The sequence below is a fragment of the Anabaena sp. CCY 9402-a genome (genome assembly GCF_963920945.1).
GTDB lineage: Bacteria > Cyanobacteriota > Cyanobacteriia > Cyanobacteriales > Nostocaceae > Trichormus > Trichormus minutissimus.
In genome coordinates this window covers 13,006-38,723 of the sequence record NZ_CAWUDL010000065.1, presented here as the reverse complement: position 1 = coordinate 38,723, position 25,718 = coordinate 13,006, and the positions used below count along the sequence as shown (strand labels likewise).

Annotated in this window: 21 protein-coding genes, 2 pseudogenes and 1 riboswitch; of the genes and pseudogenes, 10 read left to right on the top strand and 13 right to left on the bottom strand. The window is 41.2% G+C overall.

Annotation, left to right across the window (positions count from 1 at the left end; translation table 11 throughout):
• Positions 1-58: 58 nt before the first annotated feature.
• From ACM0OR_RS21135 to ACM0OR_RS21120, 4 genes and pseudogenes are all read right to left on the bottom strand, one after another.
• Entirely contained in the window at positions 59-286 is a 228-nt protein-coding gene (locus ACM0OR_RS21135; protein WP_414578574.1) for a DUF167 domain-containing protein, read from the bottom strand.
• Positions 264-680, bottom strand: coding sequence for a DUF2809 domain-containing protein (locus tag ACM0OR_RS21130; protein ID WP_414578573.1), 417 nt, complete (start codon positions 678-680; stop codon positions 264-266). The genes ACM0OR_RS21135 and ACM0OR_RS21130 overlap by 23 nt, the downstream gene beginning before the upstream one ends.
• A gap of 93 nt (positions 681-773) precedes the next feature.
• A complete protein-coding gene (locus ACM0OR_RS21125) occupies positions 774-1,334 on the bottom strand; it encodes a DUF2231 domain-containing protein (RefSeq protein WP_414578572.1) in 561 nt (186 codons plus the stop codon).
• A gap of 10 nt (positions 1,335-1,344) precedes the next feature.
• Positions 1,345-1,557: pseudogene (locus tag ACM0OR_RS21120) on the bottom strand (LmeA family phospholipid-binding protein); the annotation flags it as partial.
• Positions 1,558-1,936: 379 nt separating this feature from the next.
• Here ACM0OR_RS21120 and ACM0OR_RS21115 point away from each other — a divergent pair.
• A complete protein-coding gene (locus ACM0OR_RS21115) occupies positions 1,937-2,992 on the top strand; it encodes a hemerythrin domain-containing protein (protein WP_414578570.1) in 1,056 nt (351 codons plus the stop codon).
• A gap of 94 nt (positions 2,993-3,086) precedes the next feature.
• On the opposite strand, the gene metK is transcribed toward ACM0OR_RS21115, so the two are convergent.
• Both metK and ACM0OR_RS21105 read right to left on the bottom strand, forming a co-directional pair.
• A complete protein-coding gene (gene metK / locus ACM0OR_RS21110; protein ID WP_414578568.1) occupies positions 3,087-4,274 on the bottom strand; it encodes a methionine adenosyltransferase in 1,188 nt (395 codons plus the stop codon).
• Between the two features lie 7 nt (positions 4,275-4,281).
• A complete protein-coding gene (locus ACM0OR_RS21105) occupies positions 4,282-7,326 on the bottom strand; it encodes an HAD-IC family P-type ATPase (protein WP_414578576.1) in 3,045 nt (1,014 codons plus the stop codon).
• 322 nt (positions 7,327-7,648) lie between these two features.
• On the opposite strand from ACM0OR_RS21105, the gene ACM0OR_RS21100 reads away from it, so the two are divergent.
• A complete protein-coding gene (locus tag ACM0OR_RS21100) occupies positions 7,649-7,936 on the top strand; it encodes a DUF427 domain-containing protein (RefSeq protein ID WP_414578566.1) in 288 nt (95 codons plus the stop codon).
• 83 nt (positions 7,937-8,019) lie between these two features.
• Here the strand turns inward: ACM0OR_RS21100 and ACM0OR_RS21095 are convergent, their stop codons facing one another.
• The 3 genes from ACM0OR_RS21095 to ACM0OR_RS21085 all read right to left on the bottom strand — a co-directional run bounded on the left by ACM0OR_RS21095 (position 8,020) and on the right by ACM0OR_RS21085 (position 10,454).
• Complete coding sequence (locus ACM0OR_RS21095) at positions 8,020-8,598, bottom strand: hypothetical protein (RefSeq protein WP_414578565.1); 579 nt, start codon at positions 8,596-8,598, stop codon at positions 8,020-8,022.
• A gap of 505 nt (positions 8,599-9,103) precedes the next feature.
• Positions 9,104-9,520 (bottom strand): hypothetical protein, encoded by a 417-nt coding sequence (locus ACM0OR_RS21090; protein WP_414578563.1) that lies wholly within the window; start codon positions 9,518-9,520, stop codon positions 9,104-9,106.
• A 67-nt stretch (positions 9,521-9,587) separates the two neighbouring features.
• On the bottom strand, positions 9,588-10,454 hold the full coding sequence (locus ACM0OR_RS21085) for a zinc metalloprotease HtpX (protein ID WP_414578562.1): 867 nt from the start codon (positions 10,452-10,454) through the stop codon (positions 9,588-9,590).
• Positions 10,455-10,901: 447 nt separating this feature from the next.
• A riboswitch (Fluoride riboswitch) is annotated at positions 10,902-10,985 on the top strand.
• 94 nt (positions 10,986-11,079) lie between these two features.
• Between ACM0OR_RS21085 and ACM0OR_RS21080 the strand changes: the two genes are divergently transcribed.
• The 7 genes from ACM0OR_RS21080 (at position 11,080) to ACM0OR_RS21050 (ending at position 19,446) form a co-directional block, all read left to right on the top strand.
• Positions 11,080-12,702: a cation:proton antiporter gene (locus ACM0OR_RS21080; RefSeq protein ID WP_414578560.1), complete on the top strand. Its 1,623-nt coding sequence runs from the start codon at positions 11,080-11,082 to the stop codon at positions 12,700-12,702.
• A gap of 7 nt (positions 12,703-12,709) precedes the next feature.
• Positions 12,710-13,183, top strand: coding sequence for a fluoride efflux transporter CrcB (gene crcB, locus ACM0OR_RS21075; protein WP_414578558.1), 474 nt, complete (start codon positions 12,710-12,712; stop codon positions 13,181-13,183).
• 887 nt (positions 13,184-14,070) lie between these two features.
• Positions 14,071-15,726, top strand: a complete 1,656-nt coding sequence (locus ACM0OR_RS21070) for a Ppx/GppA phosphatase family protein (protein ID WP_414578557.1) — start codon at positions 14,071-14,073, stop codon at positions 15,724-15,726.
• 194 nt (positions 15,727-15,920) lie between these two features.
• Positions 15,921-16,253 (top strand): type II toxin-antitoxin system PrlF family antitoxin, encoded by a 333-nt coding sequence (locus ACM0OR_RS21065; protein ID WP_414578555.1) that lies wholly within the window; start codon positions 15,921-15,923, stop codon positions 16,251-16,253.
• A gap of 2 nt (positions 16,254-16,255) precedes the next feature.
• The gene (locus tag ACM0OR_RS21060) at positions 16,256-16,783 is read left to right on the top strand and encodes a type II toxin-antitoxin system YhaV family toxin (RefSeq protein WP_414578554.1); all 528 of its coding nucleotides are present in this window, start codon (positions 16,256-16,258) and stop codon (positions 16,781-16,783) included.
• An 87-nt stretch (positions 16,784-16,870) separates the two neighbouring features.
• Complete coding sequence (locus ACM0OR_RS21055; RefSeq protein WP_414578552.1) at positions 16,871-17,941, top strand: DMT family transporter; 1,071 nt, start codon at positions 16,871-16,873, stop codon at positions 17,939-17,941.
• Between the two features lie 308 nt (positions 17,942-18,249).
• Complete coding sequence (locus ACM0OR_RS21050) at positions 18,250-19,446, top strand: peptidoglycan-binding protein (RefSeq protein ID WP_414578550.1); 1,197 nt, start codon at positions 18,250-18,252, stop codon at positions 19,444-19,446.
• A gap of 72 nt (positions 19,447-19,518) precedes the next feature.
• Here the strand turns inward: ACM0OR_RS21050 and trxB are convergent, their stop codons facing one another.
• The gene (trxB, locus tag ACM0OR_RS21045; protein WP_414578548.1) at positions 19,519-20,889 is read right to left on the bottom strand and encodes a thioredoxin-disulfide reductase; all 1,371 of its coding nucleotides are present in this window, start codon (positions 20,887-20,889) and stop codon (positions 19,519-19,521) included.
• Positions 20,890-20,894: 5 nt separating this feature from the next.
• The gene (locus ACM0OR_RS21040; protein WP_414578546.1) at positions 20,895-21,065 is read right to left on the bottom strand and encodes a hypothetical protein; all 171 of its coding nucleotides are present in this window, start codon (positions 21,063-21,065) and stop codon (positions 20,895-20,897) included.
• 45 nt (positions 21,066-21,110) lie between these two features.
• Between ACM0OR_RS21040 and ACM0OR_RS21035 the strand changes: the two are divergent.
• A pseudogene (locus tag ACM0OR_RS21035) lies at positions 21,111-21,672 on the top strand (radical SAM protein); the annotation flags it as partial.
• Between the two features lie 102 nt (positions 21,673-21,774).
• Here the strand turns inward: ACM0OR_RS21035 and ACM0OR_RS21030 are convergent.
• Both ACM0OR_RS21030 and ACM0OR_RS21025 read right to left on the bottom strand, forming a co-directional pair.
• Positions 21,775-21,918, bottom strand: a complete 144-nt coding sequence (locus tag ACM0OR_RS21030; protein ID WP_414578545.1) for a hypothetical protein — start codon at positions 21,916-21,918, stop codon at positions 21,775-21,777.
• A 796-nt stretch (positions 21,919-22,714) separates the two neighbouring features.
• Positions 22,715-25,612, bottom strand: a complete 2,898-nt coding sequence (locus ACM0OR_RS21025; protein ID WP_414578543.1) for a tetratricopeptide repeat protein — start codon at positions 25,610-25,612, stop codon at positions 22,715-22,717.
• Positions 25,613-25,718: the final 106 nt, after the last annotated feature.

The window sequence follows — 25,718 nt, the reverse complement described above, 5'->3', positions numbered from 1 at the left end:
AATCCTAAATTATATTGTATATTAATTTGTGTAATTAATTTTGTTTGATTACTTAACACTAAACATCTGTATCAATTTCAATCAATTTTAGTCGTGAAGATAAACCAGACTTAATTCTGACTTGGGATTTTAATACATCAAACTTGTCGGCTAGCAGTTTAATTAATTCCTCGTTAGCTTTCCCATCGACCGGTGGAGATTTTAAATATACAGTTAGGCTACCATCAGATTGTTCTGCAATTTTTTGCTGTTTTGAGTTGGGTTTAACTTTCACCTTTTTTTGCATAATCTGTATTATGTAATTTTTTTAGCCACAACCAACCTAAAATACACCCCAGTGCATAATGAGGAAAATCCCACCAAGCAAAGGTAGTACCTAGCAAGAGTTTACCTATTAATGTAGCGCGAACCTGATTTAACAGTGGTGGATGCCAAAGTTGGAGAATTTCTATAATGCAGGTAATAATAAAAACCCATATGGGAATTTGTTTGATAGCAGTTTGACTCCGGAAAAACCACAAGGCAAACAGACACCAAAATATTTCGTAAAATACTGCTGCTCCATAGTTATTTAACCATTGATGACCAAGACCTGGGTAATATTTAAATAAAAATCCCATCGCTACTACAATAAGCAGAGACAGGATAATCAATTTTGATTGGCTGCGATGATGAGGCATTTTGTAAAGGCTAAAAACTATGCCCGATTTTAGCCTTTAGGTATTAAAAATAGGGATTGGCGAGTGGGAGGAAACAGTAACGACTAATGAAATTTACGGGTATCTTCTACTACCAGCACCGACTACGCCGATTTTGTGGCGGTAGGAAAGTTCTGCACCGAACCAGCCGGAAATGCTAGTGAGAGTACCGACGATTAAGGAAAGTAATAGTCCCCAAGGTAAGATTTTGGCTTCAGCATCGCCTAGCCGCAGTAGGAAATTAACTACAGTCAAGGTTAAGAGAGAAACGTTGAGAATCAGGTGCGCCCAGCCTGCTTGACGCTTACGGACACGTTCGATTTGCAAAAAGTCGCTTAAACCAATAATTGCGGCGATCGCACCACTTGCTAATCCTAATCCAATTAACCAAAAGGAAGCCCTAGCCCAGAAGAAATCACGGGTTAACCAGTAGCCGAAATCGCTTCCCAAGGCGGCGGCTAAGAAGGCTATGGGGAAAATCACACTGAGGGGATGTAAAGGATGTCCGGCGATCGCTACTGTACTGGGTACACCTGTATCACGATATTCGCGATCGTCACTTTCAATAACTGGGGGAATATTGGGGAATGGTGTGGAAGTTGAGGAACTGGTAGAAGTTGTTTCTGTGGTTTCCATAATATTTGTCCTAGTTTTCAGCAAAGGGAATTTTTTCTACGTCCGCTTCGGCTTGCAGTGTGAGTTTACCTGTGTCTACTACTAGTTGTTGAACTCGCAAGCTCATTCCTTCTAAATCGAAGTTACTCGAGTCCAATATTTCGCTTGTTTGTGCTATTAAAGCTTTAGTTAATGCTGGTGAAATTTCTTCACCTTCACCATAGGTGACATTTTCTAGGGTTAGCTTTAATGGTGCGGTTTTAATATTTACATCTAGATTTCCTACTTCATCTAACTGGCTAGACAAACCAAATTCGGCTGCCTTATTCAACGCCTGCTCTCATATTCCAGAAGCATCTGGTATTTTTAATTAAACTCCTAAATATTCAATATCTTTGAGCCAATTTAGAAAAATAAGCTTTAAAATTTATCTATCTGACGACAGAGTAAATGCTAAATAACTATCCATCTAAAAGTAGAAGTATAACTTTGTGCCAATAAAAACCTTGATTTTCTATCCTGAGTTGATAGGTTAATCGTTCAAAAGAAAGATGGATATTACAAGTAAATATGTCAAATTTATCTTAGTAAGAATACGAGTATTTTTTCGAGGAGAACTCAAGATGGTATCAACTTTAGATGATACAAAACGCAATGCTATCGCTGCTAAATTGGCAGATATGAAATTAATTCAACAGTTGCTCATAGACAATGAGCAATTATTTTTGAGAGAATCTACTGATAATGAAATCAGCGATCGCTTCCGTACCATGCTCGATGATGATCGCAAAAATTTGGGGATTCTAGAAACTGTTAACGTGCAGTATGGTATCCAACAAGAACCACGCAATACAGTCAGAGAAATGGTGGACAAGCTTCGCCAATTAATGCAAGGCTCTCAATTGAACTTTTACGAAAAAGTATTTCAGCATGAATTGTTGAAGCATCAACAAGTCATGAGTGGAATGTTGATTCACAAAGCAGCACAAAAAGTTGGTGCTGATGTCATGGCTGCAATTGGGCCTCTCAACACCGTTAACTTTGAAAATCGCGCTCACCAAGAACAACTCAAAGGTATTTTGGAAATCTTAGGGGTGCGTGAACTGACTGGACAAGAAGTTGATCAAGGTATTTGGGGACGAGTCCAAGATGCAATGGCGGCTTTGACTGGCGCGGTAGGTAGTGCTGTCACCCAGGGTTCTGATAAACGGGATATGAATATCCAAGATGTGCTGCGCTTAGATCACAACAAAGTCAATATCCTGTTCACCGAAATACAGCAAAGCAACGATCCACAAAAGATTCAAGAGTATTTTGGTCAAATTTACAAGGATCTAACTGCTCACGCTGAAGCTGAAGAAGAAGTAGTCTACCCCAGAGTGCGTTCTTTCTATGGTGAAAGGGATACCCAAGAACTGTATGATGAGCAAGCGGACATGAAGCGAATGTTAGAGCAAATCAAGGCTCTGAGTCCTTCTACCTCTGAATTTAAAGATAGAGTTAGACAGTTGGCAGACATCGTGATGGATCACGTTCGTCAAGAAGAAAATACAATGTTTGCAGCAATTCGTAACAATCTCAGTTCAGACCAAACTGAGCAATTAGCTACACAATTTAAAGCTGCTAAAAGCCGCATTCAAGAAAGATTGGGTGGTAGAGCCACTGGTGCAGGTGTTTAAGGCTGATACTGTAGGCGATCGCTGATTCATAGATTGATTTAAGCTCATCCACTCCATGAAATAAGAGTGGGTGGGTTGTTTCGTTATTGTCTTTTTAGTTCAAAAAACTGATTTTATCTATTTTTTCCCACGGCAAATCTAGATCATCTCTACCTACATGACCATAAGCAGCTAGCTTTCTATAAAATCCACCTTTCGTCAATGAAGGTAAATGTCTTAAATTAAACTCTTTGAGAATACCTGCTAGGCGAAAATCAAAATATTTTTCTAACAAAATTGTGATTTCATCATCAGATATTATACCTGTGCCAAAAGTTTCTACTTGGATACTCACAGGGCGAGATAGACCGATAGAATAACTTAGTTGCACTTCACATTCATCTGCTAGGTTAGCGGCAACAACATTTTTAGCAGCATAACGAGCAGCATAAGCACCAACGCGATCTATTCTAATGGGGTCTTTACCGCTTAAAGCTGAACCACTATGTTTAGAATATTCACCATAGGTATCTATAGCGTTTTTTCTGCCTGTTAAACCAGAATGCACCGCAGGCCCCCCTACAATAAACGGGCCATCGGGATTGATAAATATTCTAGTTTCTGCATCTGGTTTAATTTCTTCATTTTCAAACACCGGAAAAATTACAGTTTCTCTAATATCATCCTGTAATTGTTTCAACTCAGGTTTTTTGCGTTTATTTTGACTAGCAACAATTGTAATACTATGAATTCTATAAGGACGACGATTTTTATATTCAACTCCTACTTGAGTTTTACCATCAGGAGTTAGATAATCGAGGATATTTTTATTTCTAACTTCACTCATTTTTCTAGCTAGTTTATGTGCTAACCATATGGGTAAGGGCATGAGTGTTTGTGTTTGCTTGCAAGCAAAACCAAAAACTGTCGCTTGGTTAGTTACCGTAATTTTTTCTATCTCTTCATCTGATAGTTTTTGCTCATCAAATAAGTGATATTGATCAGGAGGTAATTCTGTTAAGCTGGTTAAAACACTACAAGTTTTACCATTAAATTGTTTGTGGTTATAACCAACCTGATCAATAACTTGTCTGGCTATATTGGTAAAATCTACGTTGGCATTTGGTTCAAATCGGGCAGCTAGAAAAACAATCCCTGTCGCAACAGCACATTCTGTAATGACTCTGGCGTAGGGGTCTTGTTGTAAAAAACGATCGACGATCGCATCACTAATCTGATCACAAAGTTTATCAGGATGTCCCTCTGTCACCGATTCTGATGTAAACATGAAGTCTTTTTTCATAATTTACCTACTTTTGGGGATTGGGAATTGGGGTAAAATCTTCTCTGTAACCTGTCACCTGTAACCTGTCCCCAGTCCCTTTTGTTCCTTCATTCAGCAACAAAGGCAGTACAGCACTAGCACCAATGACAGCACCATCCACAAGATTAATTGGGGTGATTCTTAATAGACTCCTGAGTGGGGGAATGGCGATCGCTAAAACTTGAATGGCAAAAGAACCTGTAATGGCAGCATTTAAGTAAGGATTATTCGGGAGTTTTTCTTTACTAAAAATGCTGTGGGTTTCGGAACGGCTGCTAATTGTATGTAGCAGTTGGGCTGATGTCAGACTCATAAAGGCAATGGTGCTAGCCTGGGGAGTCATGCCATATCTGACGAGGCTGTAACCATAGGCGGCTAGGGTACTAGCAGAGATGACTGCTGATTCAAATGCAATTCTGCCAAAATCAGAATTTTTAATGATTGGTTCTTCTGGACTGCGGGGTGGTTGGCTTAATACTTCTGGTTCTGGTGCTTCCAACGCCAGAGATAAACCAGGGAAAATATCTGTGACTAAATTTAGCCATAGTAGTTGAATGGCATTCAAGGGTTCACCGATACCCACGCCTGTAGCGATAGTCATCACCATAATTTCGCTGAGGTTTGTAGACAGGAGAAAATGCACTGATTTACGAATGTTGTTGTAAATCGTCCTTCCGCGACTGACGGCGATAATCATGGTTTCGAGTCGGTCGTCTTCTAAGACTATATCTGCAACCTCACGGGCGACATCTGTACCACCTTTACCCATTGCGACACCAACTTGGGCAGCTTTTAAGGCGGGTGCATCGTTAATTCCATCGCCGGTCATGGCGACGACTTTACCTGCACTCTGCAAGGCTTGGACGATTTGCAGTTTGTTGCTGGGACTAATGCGGGCAAATACGTCTACTTTGTCGCTGAGGGCGGTTAAGGCTTCTGGGGTGAGGTTGTTGAGGTTGGTGGAGTCGAGAATTTCTAATTGAGTGTCGCGGTTTAATTCTAATTCTTTAGCGATCGCATAGGCGGTAGGACTTTGATCACCTGTAATCATTACGGTGTCAATTCCGGCATGATGGAAGTCGGCAATTAAGGCTTTTGCACCTTTTCTGATGGGGTCTGCCATTCCTACCAAACCCAACCAAATCAGGTCTGATTCATGGTTATGATTATTGCCATTGCAGTTGTAGTCTTCATCTATATGGCTGTAGGCTATGCCCAAAACTCGCAATGCTTTCCCGGCCATGCGATCGTTTTCAATTTCTATTGTCTGCCGTTCTGCGTCACTTAACGGCACTAGTTGGCCATTTTCTATCCTGCATTGGCATATTTGTGCTACTTCGGCGGGGCTACCTTTGACAGCTACAAATTTATTTTGATTATGAGTTTGGTGAATTGTACTCATAATGTTGCGGTTTTCGGAACGCAGGTTAGTTTGCAACAGAGGATATTTTTCTCGCAGGGCGATCGCATCTACTCCCGCCGCAATGGCCATGTAAATCAGGGCGTTTTCTGTAGCTGAACCTGTAACTGCATACTCCCCATCCGCCGATTTGCTGACTTCACTTTCATTACATAACACCGATACATGAATCAGCTTTAACAGTTCATCGTCAGCGTAGGGGTTGAGATTCTCCTCTCCAACTAGAAAGTCACCATCCGAAACTTTAATTTCTCTGGTATTGGCGTGAATTTCCACCACTGACATTTTATTTTCGGTGATTGTCCCGGTTTTATCCATGCAAATTGTCTGCACAGAACCTAAAGCTTCGACAGCAGCCAGACTCCGCACTAAAACTTTATGCTTCCGCATATCGCGGATACCTAAAGCTAAAGTGGTAGTGGCAATTGTGGGTAGTCCTTCGGGAACAGCCGCCACTGCTAAAGATATGGATGATTTCAGCATCTGTACTAAACCATATCCCCGCATTACTCCCATCCCAAAGACTAGTCCGCAAATTCCCATACTGATTAACACCAGTTGTCCGCCTACTGCGTCTAGTTGTTTGGCTAGGGGTGTTTCTGTGGCTTTGGCTGCGCCTACTAGCTGTTGAATTTTACCCATTTCTGTATATGTGCCGGTCGCCACCACCACCGCCAAGCCTTGACCGCCTGTGATATAAGTACCTTTGTAGGTCATATTGAAGCGATCGCCTAATGGCACATCTTCACCCATCAAAGATGCCGTAGTCTTATTAACGGGGATACTTTCACCAGTCAAAGCCGACTCATCAACATTTAGATTATCTGCTGCAATCAATCTGGCATCAGCTGCTATATAATTGCCTGGTTTGAGAATTAAAATATCTCCCACAACTATATTTTCGATGGGTATTTCTATAGACTTTCCATCCCTCATTACCCAAGCAGATGTTTGCTGATGATGTTTCAGGGAGTGAATAATTTTTTCTGACTGGCTTTCTGTGACATAACCAATCACTGCATTCAAGCCCACCACGCCTAAAATCACCGCAGCATCAATCAACCCACCAGTGAAAATTGATACTCCCGCCGCCACACCCAATAAAGCCACAGGTAAGGACTGAAACTGTTCAATGATGATGCTCAAATTAGACCGCAATTCAGTTTCTGCAAGGACATTCGCGCCATATTTACTCAAATTAATGGCAGCCGCTTGACTCGATAGCCCTGATTCCGGTGAAGTTTGGAAGGTATGGAGAACTTTATCTGTGGGGATTAAATGCCAATTATCTGTTCTTTGTTCTTCGACACTACTATGAGTTTTTGTGATTTTATGAGTAGGTTTTATTAATTTTGCCGTTTGAGTTGACGGCTGATTTTTTGTAAATTTTGATATAGCTTTTGCAAGCAAAGCTTGAATTTGTTGATAATTGTATTGTGGCGTAAAATTTACCAATAAATTCCCTGTTAATGTATTGGCATGGACTTGCCATATTGCTGGGTTTTTGACTAGCGATCGCTCTAAATATTCTTTTAATTCTATCGAACCATAAAGTTCTGTGATTTTATATCTGGCTCTCCCTTTAACTTGAGTATGTATTGCTTTAATCACAACAACCTTGACCCCTTCCATCTCTAAAAAGTTTGTTTTATACGTATATACGTATATACTTATTAAATAATCATAGTGTGACTAAATTCTAAAATATAGTTATTGAGCTTGTTAAGAGTTTCAAAGTTTTAATTACACACCATCAGTCATTTTCACTACATATGCACATGACTATGAAAATATGACTTCACATAAAAGCTTAATTAAAACAATTACTAGTGCCATCAGCCAAAAGTGACAGAAGGGTTTTGCCATTATTCACAAAACTGAAGCTGTAGAAGTGTCAGAATGTTAAGTGTAAACTTTAATCACAAACGCACTTATGCCGAAAGCTATTTGGAACGGGGCTGTTTTAGCTGAAAGCGACCAAACCGTCGTCGTAGAAGGCAACCATTATTTCCCATCTGACGCAATTAACAAGCAGTATTTCCAAGAAAGTGACACTCACACTACTTGTCCGTGGAAAGGTGTTGCTAGTTACTACAGCATCGCCGTTGATGGACAAGTCAACAAAGATGCAGCTTGGTACTATCCCAACGCCAAGGAGAAAGCTAAAAATATTGAGGGTTACGTTGCTTTCTGGAAAGGTGTAAAAGTCGAAAATAATTAGGAAAAACACCTATTTTTCTCTGTGTCTCCGTGTCTCTGTGGTGAACAAATTATTTTTAACCACAGAGGCACAGAGAATTAGTCTTACCATGCTTCTGCCCAATAGACAATTTCTGAGGCTGAACTATCAATAGCTACACCGTAACTATTACCGTGATTCCACTTAAAGCCGGCTCTACCTTTATTCTCGGCATTTAAGACTAATATTTCGAAGGAAGGGGGAAAAGACTCACCGCCAGAATCGCTGGTGTAAAACAAAGTGGTAGGTACACCATTAGGTAAATTGGCGTGGTCGTTACTGTCTCCACCCCGATATTGACGTTTTGCCAGTTTTCTGTATTGTGTCAGTAATTTTTCAATTTGTGCTGGTGATTGTTTGAGTCTAGCTTGAAAGAAAACACTTGCTTGGGAAACTCCCGGAGAGTAAGCAATGCGTAAATTCTCGGTATCCTGCGGTATTTCTTGAGGGAAATGTTTAATTTCGTTTTGACTTAACCAGAGTTGATGACGGATTTCTCGATAACGTGATGTATCAGTGATTACTTGATTAGGGCTACTGCTACTAAACGCTCTTCTTAGAAAGAAACTCCCGCCGACAACGCCAACACTGCCTAGGGAGAATAAAACTATCATCGTGAATTTGACAAAGTGCGATCGCTTCATAGCGTTGGGTAGCTTCTAAGGTTTATAGCTATATACCCAATTACTAAACTAAAACCGTAATATTTCGGAGACGGATCTAGGTATTTTGATGAAATCTTTGTCTAATCAGGGAAAATACGAAGTTAGCGTAAAATTTTCATGAAGAATATCTGGCTATCTAGTTAAAAACCACAGGTAACTATTTTCAACATTTTAGCCATTATTAGCTGACTTTCCACATAACTTGAAAAGTCAGCTTTGTGCTGGGTGCAAAATGTGGTTTTATCCCCCTAAATTCCCTGCGGGTACTCTGCGAGAACGCCTTTGGCGAACGCGGTAGCGTCTGTCTACGACACGCTACGCGTTTCCTTCTCTGTAGAGACGCTACCGCGAACGGAACACTACGTGAACGCGTTAGCGTCCCGCAGGGAACGTAAGAGAAGCAAGCTAAGGAGAGGGGTTTTTAAATTCGTCTCAATTATATTAATGTTGGGTTTCACTTTGTTCAACCCAACCTACTTGTGATTTAACCTTGATGGCGTGGTGTGTTGAAGGCTTCCCAGCCGGCTTTTAATGCGTGTTGTAGACGGGTATTAAAGTCTACAAACTCTTTCATCATTAAGTGCCAGTTTCTTTCTGCTTCTTCTTGAAACACTACCCAGAAATATTCTAGGCGATCGCTATCAATGATTTTTTCTTTTTCAATGGTTTCCCGTGCTTTGCGAACCGCTTTTAAGTAAGTCTCACGGGTGAGAGTTCCGGCTGATTCGGCTTCCGATTGAGCGCGTCTTCTGAGGGCTTCAATTAGTGCTTTGGTTTCGCGCTTCAATTCATCAGTTTCGCCAGCCATTTCGGTTTCTACAAGTTCGTCAGTTTGTGAACTAACCTCTACTACTATTGTGGATTCAACGATTTCGACAGATTCGATATTGTCATTATTCATGGTTGAAACATCCTTTTAGTCAACAGTTATTAGTCATTAGTCATTCCCCCCTACACCTGATTCCTGACTACCTACTCCCTGCAATTTGTTGTTCTAATTTCAGCAATTGTTCAACTCGTGCTTCAGTAGCGGGGTGACTGGAGAATAAGTTACCGAGAAATTGTCCAGAGATGGGATTGATAATTAATAGTGGCTCAAAGGCAGGGTTGGCATTTAAAGGTAGTTGTCGCGCAGTGGCTTCTAATCTTTGCAATGCACGGGCTAAGGCACGGGGATTACCTGTTAATCTAGCAGAACCTGCATCAGCAGAAAACTCTCTTGTGCGGGATATTGCTAACTGAATAATTGTGGCAGCTATAGGAGCTAGAACAACCGTTAATAATACTCCTAAAGGATTACCTCTTTCGTTATTTCGTCCACCTCCACCACCAAACCATAAGCTATAACTCAGCATCTGCGCTAAGAAAGAAATTGCACCAGCAACGGTAGCAGCAACAGCTTGGGTTAAGGTGTCACGATTAATAATGTGAGTCAATTCGTGAGCAATTACACCTTCTAACTCATCCTCTGGCAAGATATTCAAAATACCTTCAGTGACGGCTACAGCCGCGTGTTCTGGATCTCTTCCTGTGGCGAAAGCATTAGCTGTTTGGCTGGGGATTATATAAACTCCTGGTGTGGGAATATTAGCACGTTGTGACAATCGCTCTACCATGCGATATAGTCCTGGTGCTTGGCTTTCACTTACAGGCTGGGCGCGGTAAACAGCGAGGGCAATTTTGTCTGATTGATACCAAGAAAATAAGTTAGTCACTGCTGCTAATCCAATACCTATAATTACGCCGCTAGTACCACCAATTACCCAATAACTAATAGCAATTAATAAGCCACTGAGGGCAGCAAGTAAAGCAAGTGTTTTGAATTGATTTCCCATTTTTATGCTCTCCTGCTTATGCTGTCTTGATTTTTTACAAGAACATTGCTTGGTTATAGGGAGCATCCCAAAACGCAGAGGGGCGCAGAGGTTCACGCGGAGGGGCGCGGAGGTTTTATGAAGAAATTGGGATGCTCTCAAGTTGTACTTTGATTGTATCTATCTCATCAGGGCTTTATCAGGTAGAAATTGTGTCCCAATATAAGTACGGTTTTCACTATCAAATGGGAAATATATGTTTTGGTATTTATTAATATTCATTTTTTGTTGTTTGTATTGCAGAATAATTTTTTATCATTAATTCATAATTTAATATTAAATTAAGCGCAAATTTTATTGTGATTTTATAGTTATTTCCAGCTAATTGGCTAGATGATATTGTCGGTAAGTAGTCGCTATCTTCTAAAGTTTTGATGTATCACAAAAGTTAAACATGGTATTATCAAGGTGAATAATGGCAATGGAGCTTGCCAAAACCGCTATTCCAGTGCAAAAACTATAATCTGGAAAGCTGATAGCTCCTACTTACCTAGCTGATTGTGGGGTAGTAGGAGCTTTGTCGTATTTATCTCCAGACTTCCCTGTAGTCAGTATTCGTCTAAATTGCTGCTATGGGGGTCGTAGGATGTTATTTAGCATAGTGTGGATTTTAATGATGGGCTTTTTTGTCGGTCAAATTGCCCGTCGTTTAGGCGCACCACCTTTAATTGGGATGATTTTAGTGGGTATTGTTCTCAGTCCTCCAGTTCTGAATGTCATTTCTCCAGAGGTGTTGGGTGCTGCTGATGAATTGAGAACTGTAGCAGTAATGATTATTTTAATGAAAGCTGGACTGGGATTAGACCGGGAAAAACTGGCTCAACAGGGAACTGTGGCGTTACGTTTGGGATTTTTGCCGGCGATGTGTGAAGCGATCGCGATCGCCATTGCTGCTATGGTGATATTCCAATTTAATTTGACCACAGGGTTACTTTTAGGCTGCATTATCGGCGCGGAGTCTCCGGCTGTGATTGTTCCCGGAATGTTGCGCCTCAAAAGTTTAGGTTTGGGTGTAACTAAAGGTATCCCCGACGCAATTTTAACTGGTAGTGCTTTATCTGATGTATTGTTATTACTGGTTTTTAGCTTGTTGCTAAATTTCTTGCGGGATGGTGGTGTTGAGCAAATTACTCTGTTTGGGGGATTTACTGTCAACACAGTGTATTTGCTGCCATTTCAAGTAATGCTACAAGTTTTCTTAGGCGTTTTATTTGGTTATTTTGCGGCGCGTTTACTAGTTTTAGTCTTAACAAAACAAAACTGGACTCAAAATGCTGTCCAAGATACAGTAATCGCCGCAGGGTTAGCATTATTGCTGGTACTTATCGCTAATACATTGCCTTACTTTTCTGGATATTTGGCAACAATGGCGATGGGATTTTTTTTAATTGAACTAGATGCTCCCTTAGCTAGAAGATTGCGGGGCGGGTTTGATAGTTTATGGGTAGTAGCTGAGATTTTTTTGTTTGTTTTGTTAGGAGCAAGTATTCAATTACAAACATTAGAAAAAGTTTTATTACCCGGTATTTTAATTTTGGTAATTGGTTTATTTATCGGGCGGATGATTGGCTGGTATCTCTCAACTTTGGGTAGTAGTTGGAATTGGCATGAAAGATTATTTTTACTACCGGGTAACTCTGCTAAAGCTACTGTACAAGCGGCGATTGGGGCAATTCCTTTAGCTCAGGGTATTGCAGGAGGTGAGATAATATTAGCGATCGCAGCTCTTTCGATTCTCATTACAGCACCTTTGGGGGCTTGGTCTACAGCTTTTTTTGCCCCTAAATTGCTAACTAGAGGTGAAGTTGACCCCACAAAGGTGACAGTTGCTACTCAAACTATATTACTAGCAGCAGTCGATACATCTAGTTTAGCAACAGAAGTTTTAACTAAAGTTGCAGATTTGGCACGTCGTAGTCATGGTGAAGCAATCGTTCTGCACGTAGTTAATACCTCAACCCTGTCAGATATTCAAAGATTACAAGAACAAGCCAAACAAATATTATCTGATATTAGATATGAATTTCTGGTTGTAACAGGTGCTGTTCCAGAAACAATTATTCATATTGCTGAAACTTATCAGGTGACAGAAATTGTGATGGGGAAACGTGGACATCAACCCTTAGACATACTGATTGGTTCAGTATCACAAGCAGTTTTAGAAATGAGTTCAATACCTGTAATATTGCTGGAAAACAGCAAAAGGTAGGTTCAGTATGGGATTTGGGTTAAAAAGTTTATTCGAGCATAGTGTGCAATTACTAACTATTGCACCAAGATTAGTCCCAGAAGTATTGCAACAGCCGTCAGTTCGTAATCCTGTAGCTGTAAGTTTAGGTGCGATCGCAGGTGCTTTAAGTCGCTACTATTTCAGCTTGTGGTTTGCTCAACGCTTCGGTACAAGTTTTCCCTATGGCACGTTTTTCATCAATATTAGCGGCTGTTTAGCTATGGGTTTCTTTTTCACACTTGCTTTAGAACGAGTAGCAATAATTTCTCCAGAATTACGCTTATTGGTAGCTGTAGGATTTTTAGGTGCTTATACTACTTTTTCTACCTATGCGTTAGATACTGTTAACCTTTTAGATATACCGTTTCTCAGTCTAGTGAAGTACAGTAGCAAGAATGTTGTAAAATTGATTACAAGATTTAATCGCTTTACCGCAGATAATAAAAGGTCTCAAGTCTGAACAGTTACTACTAACAGTTACTAAGTTATTTAAACCTATATCAATTGCTGCTCTTCTATTATTGCTTTCTAAGGTGGTTTCTTCTTGTTCATACACTGCCTCATTAATGTAGACGTTATTTTTGGGAATAATTCTAACTTCTTCAATATCTGTCAGTTGGGTTTTGACAGATATTGCTAATCCTGAAGGGTAGATTAACCCTTTTTTTAAGAATTTTTGGGTAATAGCCTGATTATTAAAAGTTAAAATATTTCTCCCCTGAAGCTTATGTTTATATCTAGGTAACTTGGGTTTACCTAAATATTTTTCTGGATTTTTTTGTATTCTTCTTTAGCTGACTTGTAAAATTTAAAGCATTTATCAACTTGTCTAAATACCAATTGAGCAACTTTACTCGGTAACGCTTTATAATCATCACTCTTTTTTAGTGAGTGATATATTTGATTCAATGTTGGTATTGCTTGATTCTGAAAGAAAGCTTGACGACATAAATAAACAGCACAGTTGAACAGGTTCTTTAACAAAAATGACATTTTATCAATTTTTTTGAACCATTGATGATTCTACTTGATTATATGTCGCTCCACTAATCGCATTTTGACTCCACACAGTCTGATAACTGATTCATGGGTGATTTGATGTAGTCAGATAATTTCATGTGGAGAATAATACCATAGATGTTAATATCTGACTATATTTTTGTTATTTAAGCCCAATACCATAGATGTTAATATCTGACTATATTTTTGTTATTTAAGCCCAATACTTAAATTGGGTAGACTCGATAAGGTCAACCTGAGTATAAGTACGTTGCAACCAATATCAGTGCCAACTACCCCGAGACGCTATTTTTTCCCATCCTTCCTTAAATAGAGAGAGAAAACTAGATGCTGAATTTAGTTTCGGCTGACTGTTTGAGTGTTAATACTCAATCGGTTCAGCAGCAACAACGGATTATTGCGGCCATTGATATGGGGACAAATTCCCTGCACATGGTGATAGTCAGGATTGACCCGACTTTACCAGCTTTTAGCATTATTGGTAAAGAAAAAGAAACCGTGCGCTTGGGCGATCGCGATATTGCTACTGGGGAGTTAAAACCAGAAATCATGGCAAAAGCGATCGCTGCTTTGGAACGCTTCCAAAAAGTCGCTAAAACTGCTAATGCAGAAACCATCATCGCTGTCGCCACTAGTGCGGTGCGGGAAGCTCCCAACGGTAAAGATTTTTTACACAAAGTAGAATCGGAGTTGGGTTTATGCGTTGACTTGATTTCTGGTCAAGAAGAAGCGCGACGCATCTATTTAGGTGTACTGTCGGGGATGGAGTTCCATAACCAGCCTCACATCATTATTGATATTGGCGGGGGTTCTACAGAAATCATTTTGGGCGACAGTCACGAACCACGTACTCTCACTAGCACTAAAGTCGGTGCAGTGCGCCTGACTACTGAGTTAATCAGTTCTGACCCCATCTTAGATGTTGAGTTTCAGTACCTACAAGCCTACACGCGGGGGATGTTGGAACGTTCTGTAGATGAAGTCTTAGCCAATCTCCAGTTTGGCGAATTTCCCAAATTAATTGGTACTTCTGGCACGATTGAAACCATCGCCGCAATTCATGCGCGGGAAAAGTTGGGTACTATCCCTTCTACCCTAAATGGCTATAAATTCAGCCTCCCAGACTTGCAAGAATGGGTAAATCGCTTGCAGAAAATGACTAATGCCGAAATAGCAGCCATACCCGGTATGCCAGAGAAACGATCTGAAGTCATTTTAGCCGGGGCGGTGGTTTTACAAGAAGCAATGATGCTTTTGGGTGTAGATTCTATCTCAACCTGTGGGCGAGCCTTGCGGGAAGGTGTGATTGTTGACTGGATGTTAAGCCACGGCTTAATTGAAGATAGACTGCGCTTTCAAAGTTCAGTTCGTGAGCGTAGCGTGTTGAAGCAGGCGAGTAAGTACCAGGTCAATTTAGCATATAGCGATCGCGTGGCAGCTTTTGCTTTAAGTTTATTTGACCAAACCCAAGGACAACTCCATCATTGGGGAACAAATGAACGACAATTACTTTGGGCGGCAGCAATATTACACAATTGCGGTCATCATATTAGTCATTCGTCGCACCATAAACACTCTTACTATCTCATTCGGAATAGTGAATTGCTCGGCTACAACGAAACCGAGATCGAAATTATTGCCAATTTAGCTCGTTATCACCGCAAATCACCACCCAAAAAGAGACACGAAAATTACCGTAATTTGTTGAGTAAAGAGCATCGCCAAATCGTTAGTCAATTAAGTGCGCTGTTAAGATTAGCCGTAGCATTAGATAGACGACAAATCGGTGCGATCGCTCAAATCAAATGTGATTATTATCGCCAACTACAGCAGTTCAATTTGCTGATTTATTCAGCCAAGCCAGGTGATGACTGTGCGTTAGAACTCTGGAGTTTAGACCTTAAAAAAGGAGTGTTTGAAGCAGAATTTGAGGTGAAATTAGTAGCTCATTTAGAAAAATCTGCGATTCCTCATTTCTCCTAAATAGTAGGGTGCGTTAACGAAGTAACGCACCTATTCATTAATTTTGATGCCTGTCGGGAATATCCTGATTGAACCTCAAAAAAATTTACAACCTTCTGATCTCTGCCTTTCTTCGGTCAGACGTCACCCTTGACGAGACAATGCAATTGCATTACTTTGATAATAGAGTTTAACCAACAGGTTGAGAAGTAGCTATGGCTATAAAACTAGCCCTATGTTCAGAATCTACCCTTACTGATCGTTATCAGACAACAATTCCTGATCCGATTCGCAAAGCTCTTGGCTTGAATAAGCGTGATAAAATCTGCTACACCATCCAACCCGACGGTCAGGTAGTGATTTCTCGTGTTGATCAAACACAAAGTGATCCAATAATTGGGAAGTTTATACATTTTCTGGCAGAAGATATTGAGAAAAATCCACAGCACTTAAAGGCAATTAGCACTGATCTAGTAAGTCATATTCAGTCCTTAGTTGCTGAAGTTGATTTTGATCTTGATGCACCACTTGTAGATGAGGATGAATAGATTTGTCCTTAAATCAGCCGCTAGTAATTAATGGGTGGAATATATTTGCTCATGCTCTCTTCCTGAACCAGGTTGAAGAACTTTTGATGCAAGTTGAATATTTACGGGAAAAATATCCTCAAGACTACAAAAAGAAAAATGCTGCGAAGCGTCTAGGGGCGATCGCACGATTGGCATTTGATGTTATTCCTCAAGATCCAACCCGTAGTGATTACCGTCAAGGAACTACTCTTGGTGATGATTACAAGCACTGGTTTAGAGCAAAATTTTTTCAGCAGTACCGCCTATTTTTTCGATATCATCAGGAAAGCAAAATTATTGTGTTTGCTTGGGTTAACGATGAGAACTCTAAGCGAGCATATAACAGTAATAGAGATGCTTATCAAGTTTTTCAGCAAATGCTTGATAGTGGTCATCCTCCCAATGATTGGGATGATTTGCTCACAGAGGCAAAGCAAGAAATTCATCGGTTACAAAATGTAATCAATGCAGAAAAACAAGACGAAATTCCGCCATTCCCTAATCCCTAAGTATTATTTCCTTCACAAAAAGACACAATTGGGTAGAATTGGTTAAAGAAATCTCTGCATCTGTAAACCAAAGGCATCAGCAAACCCATGCAACTGAAACTCAGTGCATCTAAACTACCCCTCGCACCTCTACTGCTCATCGCACCCTTTTTCCTCTGGGGAACGGCAATGGTAGCGATGAAAGGAGTCATTCCCCATACCACCCCCTTATTTATGGCGGGGTTGCGGTTGCTACCGGCGGGAGTGTTAATTTTAATTGTCGCGGCACTTATGGGTAGACCCCAACCTACAGGTTGGAAAGCATGGCTGTGGATTGGTTTATTTGGCGTAGTTGATGGCACTTTATTTCAAGGCTTTTTAGCCGAAGGATTAGTTAGAACCAGTGCCGGGTTAGGTTCAGTGATGATTGATTCCCAACCTTTGGCAGTGGCGTTGCTGTCGTTGTGGCTATTTCAAGAACGTATTGGTTTATGGGGATGCCTAGGGTTAAGCTTGGGAGTCATGGGTATTAGTTTAATTGGCTTACCCGATGAGTGGATTTTCAGCATATTTGGGACTGCTTCAGAGGTCACAATCGGCAACTGGCAAAACCTTTTTGCTAGTGGTGAATGGCTGATGCTGTTAGCCGCTTTGTCTATGGCTGTCGGAACAGTCTTAATTAGATATGTGACCAAGTATACTGACCCAGTGACAGCTACAGGATGGCATATGATTTTGGGCGGCTTGCCATTATGGAGCGTTTCATCGGTTGTAGAATCTCAGCAATGGCAAAGTCTTGTGACTTCTGATTGGTTGGCTTTGGGTTATGCTACCGTGTTCGGTAGTGCGATCGCCTACGCTTTATTTTTCTACTTTGCCTCTAGTGGTAGCCTTACCAGTCTGAGTTCTCTAACTTTTCTCACTCCAGTCTTTGCTCTCCTATTCGGTCATCTCTTACTCTCAGAAGTTCTCAGTACATTGCAGTGGGTAGGAGTATTTCTCACTTTAGTCAGCATCTACCTCATCAATCAGCGTGATAACTTGGCAGGGCAAAATAAACATCTGGCGGTGGAAGAAACAGCTAATAAACAGCAAACACAACTTGCAGAAGCATCTACAAAGCAGCTGAATCCTGTAACGGTATCCGTCAGAAAATCTGAATCAGAAACGCTGTCCTAATTCCATTTTGGATGGTGTTTGCCTAGCTTCTCATATCCCTACGGGTGCTACCAGTCCTGTTGGTGACAACTACCATACTTCAATTAACAGTAGCCCCAAGCTTCATTTGATGATTTTATCTCAACCTGATTGTGGTATAAACGATTTATTGTTAAAACAGAAAAAAAATAGAAATCAATAATTAGTTAAGGTAATATAGTTTACATAATTTTTACAAAAAATCAAGCTTTATTTGCCATGTAAAAGTTAATATTTAGGCAGATTCTATCACTTCCCTAGCACTTTCATGCTGCAATTTTGAACTTAATATGAGGCTATACCGCTCCTCAATTTTAATCATCACCTATTTTTCTTGCCTGGGTTTTTACTTAAATCGCGCCAGCGCAACCACAACTAACCTAGTACCTAAAGTCTGGTATCTGGCACAAGTCAGTTCCGCTAGACCAACTAAGCCAGTTGTTCTCACACCAGGTAGTCAAGGATTAGATGTGCAGAACCTGCAAACTCAATTAACGGAGTTAGGGTACTATGATGACCTGATAGATGGAAAATATGGTCAAAGTACGAAAAATGCTGTAGTTCAATTCCAGACAGCCAAGGGTTTAAAAAGGGTGGATGGTTTTGCAGACCTGACAACCCAAAAGACTCTGCAAGCAGCATTTGCAGGCAAAAAAACGCAACTAGCCATCTCTCCTGTGACTGAGATTGCCAATTCAACCATCCCATCCACTACCAAACCCCAGTCCGACCAGAGAGATTTCATTTGGTGGTTAATATTGGGTTTAGGAACTTTAGGCAGTATTGGGGCTATCCTGTTTTTATTAAGATGGTATGAGCAAAACAACGAAGAAAAATTACCTCAAAAACTAGGGATAAGATTTTTAAGTCCAGCTAAAGAAGATAAAGTTCCACTAGCTTTACAAGAAGTGGCAAAGACACCCGTTAATCAAGAAAATACGGCTCAATTCACAAATTCACCCACAGCTAGCGCATCAATTTCTACAACAGCAATGCCTGTAGAAACAACTTCTCGTATCACCAAACTCAGCATTGTTGATGAACTGATTAGAGATTTACGTAGTACAGACCCCAGCAAGCGACACAAAGCCATTTGGGATTTAGGTCAGCAGGGTGATTCACGAGCAATTCAACCATTGGTCAACCTGTTGATTGATGCCGATTCTCAACAACGCAGTTTAATTTTGGCTTCTTTGTCAGAAATTAACATCCGCACACTCAAACCCATCAACCGGGCTTTAGCAGTCTCCATGCAGGATGACAGTCCAAAAGTACGGCAAAATGCCATCCGTGACTTGACCCGTGTTTATGACATGATGGGACAAATGAGCCAAATGTTAAATCATGCCCTGGATGACCCCGATTCTGAAGTCCAGGCTACAGCTAGGTATGCTCTGACTCAAATGAATAGAATGCGAAATGTATCTAATAGTCAGATTTCACCGGGAGATAGTCAAGATGGACAAGGGATAGGTGACAAGGGATAGGTGACAGGTGACAGGTGGCAGGGGATTAGGAAAACAAGGGAGAATTTTTCCTAATCCCCTATGCGCAATTTCCTACAGATTAGTTTCAATCAATTGGCGATACTCGCTTTTTTGTTTGACACCTTTCACTTCCTTTAATAGTTCTTTATTCTTGAAGACTTGAATTGTCGGTGTTCCTGTGACGCCAGCATTTTCGGCAATGTCGCGGTCTTTGTCGATGTCAATTTCTACAAAGTGGATTTTACTTGCAAATTCATCCACTACTTTATTTAAAATTGGCTTGAGGGTGTGACAAGGGCCACAACCAGGGGCGATGTATTTGACAACGACTAGGCGATCGCTTTCGTGGAATAATTTCCTTAGAGCATAACCCCCCTCATGGCGAGTTGCAGCCAAATCAAATTCCGCCGCTTGTTCCGCTTCCGTTTTTTGCTGTGCTGGTTGAGATTCTAGCTCATTATTAATAGTCTGCTGTTGATGGAACTCGTGAATCAAAGCATTCGCAGACAACCAACGTTCCGCCAACAACGCCGCCGCACAGCCACTACCAGCCGCCGTAATTGCTTGGCGATATTCATGGTCTTGCACGTCACCAGCCGCAAATACACCCTCTACACTGGTTTCTGGTGAACCATGTTTAGTGACAATGTAACCCACCTCGTCTAGTTCCAATTGCCCCTGAAATAAAGCAGTATTAGGCGTGTGACCAATGGCGTAGAATAAACCCTTCGCTGGCAGTTTGGTTTCTTCGCCAGTTTTATGATTGTGGACTGTTATCCCTTCCATGTGACTGCTACCGAATATATCTACAGCCTCAGTGTTCCAATGCACTTGGATTTTAGGATTACTCAACACTCGGTCTTGCATGGCTTTAGAAGCCCGCATTTTATCAGACCGTACTAACAAATTCACTTTCGAGCCGTACTTGGTTAAATAAATAGACTCCTCCGCCGCCGAGTCACCAGCACCAACCACCGCTAATTCTGCACCGTGGAAAATCGGTGTTGCACCATCGCAAATTGCACAAGCAGAAATTCCCCGACTCCAGAATTGATGTTCACTGGGTAAACCCAAACGTTTAGCTGTCGCACCAGTGGCAATAATTATAGTGTGCGCCTGGACTTCCCTTTCTTCAGAACGGATAGTAAAAGGACGCTGACTTAAATCAACTGAAATCACATCCTCAGTATATAACTGGGCCCCCCAACGCTCCGCCTGCGCCTTCATTCTATCCATGAGTTCCGGCCCCGTTATCCCTTGGGGAAATCCTGGAAAATTCTCAACTTCCGTTGTCGTCATCAGTTGACCACCAGGTAAACCCCCAACTTGGAAACCTTCAAATACCACAGGTTTTAAATTAGCTCGTCCAGCATAAATAGCCGCAGTGTATCCTGCTGGCCCAGAACCGATAATTACTAAGTTTTCTACAGTCTGATTAGTCATAATAATTATCTGAACTCATAACGACTACGCTTAATATAGCATAGCATACTGCGATCGCCTACGGTGGGGCGTAGCCCATCGCCAAAGCTGTGTGGTAGGCGTTGTCTCGTAGAGATAGCTTTCCGCCCACCGTAGGTGATCGCCTCAAAAATTTGCTTTGTTGAGGAATCCGGCATGGCGGGCTTCATCACGCGCCATCAATTGAACTGATTTTAAAGCAGCGATCGCTCATCGCTGTCGGGAATGACAAAAAAATGCCACTATCGCTATATTGTCATATTCCCTTTTGTGAAAGTGCCTGTTATTTTTGTGGTTGCAATACCATCATTACCCCAAATAAAAAACTTGCTGAACCTTATCTGAATTACGAGTCGTGATATTCAGCAGGTAGCATCTTTAATTGATCACCAACGTCCCATTCAACAATTGCATGGGGGTGGTGGTACTCCTAACTATTTATCTCTGCGTCAAGTTGAGACTCTCTGGTACACCTTGAATCATTGTTTTGATTTTGATGATGATGCGGCAATTTCTATTGAAGTCAATCCCCGGTTCTTGGACAGAGATTACCTCTTTGCTTTGAAAAATTTGGGTTTTAATCGCATCAGTTTTGGGATTCAAGACTTTAATTTTCAGGTACAGCAGGCTGTTAACCGGATTCAGCCGGAAGATATGCTATTTCAGGTAATGAATTGGGTACGAAAGGCTGGATTTACTAGTGTTAATGTTGATTTAATTTATGGGTTGCCTTATCAAACCCTAGATACTTTTAAAAGTACCATCCGCAACATCGCGGCTGTATTTGATACTTATCTACAAGAACGGTCAAATACTGGGTTTTCTAAAGCAATTTAAAAATTGGTCAGAGGAATTTAAAAATACCATTTATGATGCAGGCAGAAAAAATCTTGTCAAAATTAAGAAAAGTATAATTAAACTACTAATCCAAAGAGCCAAAGAACCCCAACTAACTGAATCTTGGCTGACTTTCTGCCATAAGTTAGTAACTAGGTTATTCCGAACAGCCATATGAAAAACTCCGATTTTTATTAAATTCAACTGTTAAAGTCCAGCAATTAGACAAATGCCATCGCTAATAAATTGATCCAGCTAGAAAATACCAGAGGTCAAGATATTTTCTAGCTAAGATTAAAACAAAAGTTTACAAAAATATATTTGTTAATGCTTATATTCATTTTCCTATATCAAAATATTAAATATTCTCAGATGGGTAATCTTGAAAAAAATCTTAATGCTGACTTGACTTTGTATAAAAAGTAGTAAGCCAGATACATATCCTAAATTATTGCTGAGACTAGCGTGCGATCGCATTAGTGAACGAATCTTACAACAAACCGAAAGTCTCAAAGCTTTGCAGAACACAAAAACAATTTTTTAACCCATAAAAAAACACCCTAAAGTTAGGGTGCAAGTTTACCAAGCAGCATGAACATTATGAATTGGTATTAGGCGATCGCTGATTTTTGTTATCATCTAAAAATGAACAGGAAACTTCGAGTCAAAAGGTAGAGCGTAAGCGTAGCCAGCCGTAGGCATCGCCTTCACAACACCATCATTTCACCTCAAAACAAGAACGTTCTCGTTTGAAACACGAAACTTTGAATTTAGAACATGAAACTTCGAGTTCAAAACACGAAACTTTGAGTTCAGAGCATAAAACTTCGAGTTCAGAACACGAACATTCTCACTTGCAACAGGAAACTTCGAGTTCAGAACACGAAAGTTGGAGATGAGAACATCAAAGTTTGTGTTTGAATGTAGAAAAGCATCGCCGCCAGCATCGCGTATTCAAGAATGAACCTGATTATTCTGGCTGTGAGTTTAAAAGCTGACGCAAAGATGCTAAATTGTTACCCACGGTCACAGTATTAGGATGATTGACCCCTAACCGTTGCTCACAAATATCTAAAGCTTGGATGAACAAGAATTCGGCTTCGCTGTATTTCCCTTGGGAGTAGTAGAGTAGAGCTAGGTTGTTGAGGCTATTGGCGACAGATGGATGTTCTTCACCCAGGAGTTTACGTCGCAATGCCAAAGCTTGGATGTAAAAGGGTTCGGCTTCGCTGTATTTTCCTTGGAATTTATAGAGTGTTGCTAGGTTGTTGAGGCTAAGTGCAACATCTGGATGTTCTTCACCCAATAGTTTGCGCGACAGTGCCAAAGCTTGGATGTACAAGGGTTTGGCTTGGCTGTATTTCCCTTGGGAGTTGTAGAGATAAGCTAGGTTGTTGAGGCTAGTGGCGACATTTGGATGTTCTTCACCCAGGAGTTTACGAAACAGAGCCAAAGCTTGGATGTACAAGGGTTCGGCTTCACTGTATTTACCTTGGGAGGAGTAGAGTCCAGCTAGGTTGTTGAGGCTAAATGCAACATCTGGATGTTCTTCACCCAGGAGTTTGCGCCGCAGTGCCAAAGATTGGATGTACAAGGGTTCGGCTTCGCTGTATTTCCCTTGGGAGTCGTAGAGTGTTGCTAGGTTGTGGAGGCTTTGGGCGACATCTGGATGTTTTTCACCCAGGAGTTTGCGCCGCAGAGCCAAAGCTTGGATGTACAAAGGTTCGGCTTCGCTGTATTTCCCTTGGGAGTTGTAGAGTCCAGCTAGGTTGTTGAGGCTAAGTGCAACATCTGGATGTTCTTCACCCAATAGTTTGCGCCGCAGAGCCAAAGCTTGGATGTACAGGGGTTCGGCTTCGCTGTATTTCCCTTGGGAGTTGTAGAGTCCAGCTAGGTTGTTGAGGCTAGTGGCGACATCTGGATGTTCTTCACCCAATAGTTTGCGCCGCAGAGCCAAAGCTTGGATATACAAGGGTTGGGCTTCGCTGTATCTGCCTTGGGATTTGTAGAGTGCTGCTAGGTTGTTGAGGCTAGTGGCGACAGATGGATGTTCTTCACCCATGAGTTTGCGCCGCAGTACCAAAGCTTGAATGTACAAGGGTTGGGCTTCGCTGTATTTACCTTGGGAGGAGTAGAGTCCAGCTAGGTTGTTGAGGCTAAATGCAACATCTGGATGTTCTTCACCCAGGAGTTTGCGCCGCAGTGCCAAAGATTGGATGTACAAGGGTTCGGCTTCGCTGTATTTCCCTTGGGAGTCGTAGAGTGTTGCTAGGTTGTTGAGGCTAGTGGCGACAGATGGATGTTCTTCACCCAAGCGTTGTTTAGTGATTGCTAAACACTGCTCATACCAAGGTGCGGCTTTGTCATATAGTCCTTGACCATTATAAAAAAAAGCGTTGCCAACGAATGCCCAAATTAAATCATCATCACTAATATACTGAAGGAGATTGTTTGCTACTTGTGCCAAGTGAGCTATTGCTGGGGCGACATTCTTAATTTGCTCAAGTGTGGGGGTGTCAGGAATATATTTAGCAACTGCTATCATGACTTTGCAAACTGAATGCTTAAATTCCTCTTTCTGTTCTAAACCTTCAAGTTTATCTTTAAAAAACTCGCGCAACAGGGGATGTAGTTGATAAACTCCCTCACCTTTGAACTGAAGTAGATGTAACTGTAACAACTCACGCCTGGCTTTTTTCCAATTTTGCGCCTCATTATTTATAGTTACACCCTCCACCAACTCCCAAGGGATGGGAGCTAAAGCAAATAAACTCAAAACACAGCCTAAATGTTGGGCATTTTCTCGCAACCGTCGCCAACTCAACTCAAAAGCAGCAGCGACACCCAATTCAGTCTTCATTTCTTGGGGAACTTCGACTAAAGCCAGATTCTTTAAACGCTCATTTTCCAAGTCTTGCAGCATTTCCGCTAGGGATAATTCCTCATCACCTAACAAATAACGCCCGACTAATTCTAAACCCAAGGGCAAATATCCCAGCCACTTACAAAGTCTTCTCGCAACTAACGGTTCACGTCGCAGTCGTTCCTCACCAACTATAGATTTTAATAACTGCATCGCTGCTAGTGGTGTCAGCACATCTAAATCTAAACGCACTATTGGCGGCTGTAATTTTTCCCGTGTGGTAATTAACTGCTTAAACCGCGAAGGAATAGACTCTAAATAACACCTAACTTCTTCTCGATAGTTAGTGACGTTATCAATTATCAGTAAAACTTCACCCTCACGCCAATTTGAGAGACAATACTGCACTCTCCTAAGTAAATCTGAATCGTCTGGAATGTTTAATTGCAGCTTATCACGAGCAAACTCCACCAATTTCACCCCCACATCCTGCACTGCGGATAACCAACAAATCCCGCCTTGATAAGTGATGCGGTGCGAATTGGCGTACTGCACAGCGAGTTCTGTTTTCCCGACTCCACCCATCCCCGCAATAGCTGCAATAGCTACCTGTTGATTGTTTTGCAATAGTTCATGCAGTTTTTGCAATTCCGTTTCCCGTCCGACAAACTTTTCCCCAGGTAAAGCCAGGGGAATATTATGATGAATTTCTTTTATTGGTCGAGTATTAGGAACACCGTTAGATTTTTTTGTCAGGTAAGCCTTTAATATTTCTAGCTTTCCGCGTTTAGAGGTGGCTAACTCAGGACAACTCTGAGCAAATTTGTCATACACCTCAGTCATGCGCTTTTTGAAAGCAGCCGCACCGATATTAATATCGCTTGCTACTTTTACTTCACCTTTATCTGAGTTTTCAACTTTTAACCGAACTAAAAAGGCTGCTGTTTGCTCTGGGGATAACTCATGAGTGGCAGCTTCTTGTCTTAAAAACTCATCCCATTGCATACACAGCCTGAAAATTTTTGCTTGATTCTACTTATCTTACACCTTGCTTCTACTTCATCTCTATTTCTCAGGAATCTCCGGCTTTAAGGGCAGAAATACTATTAAA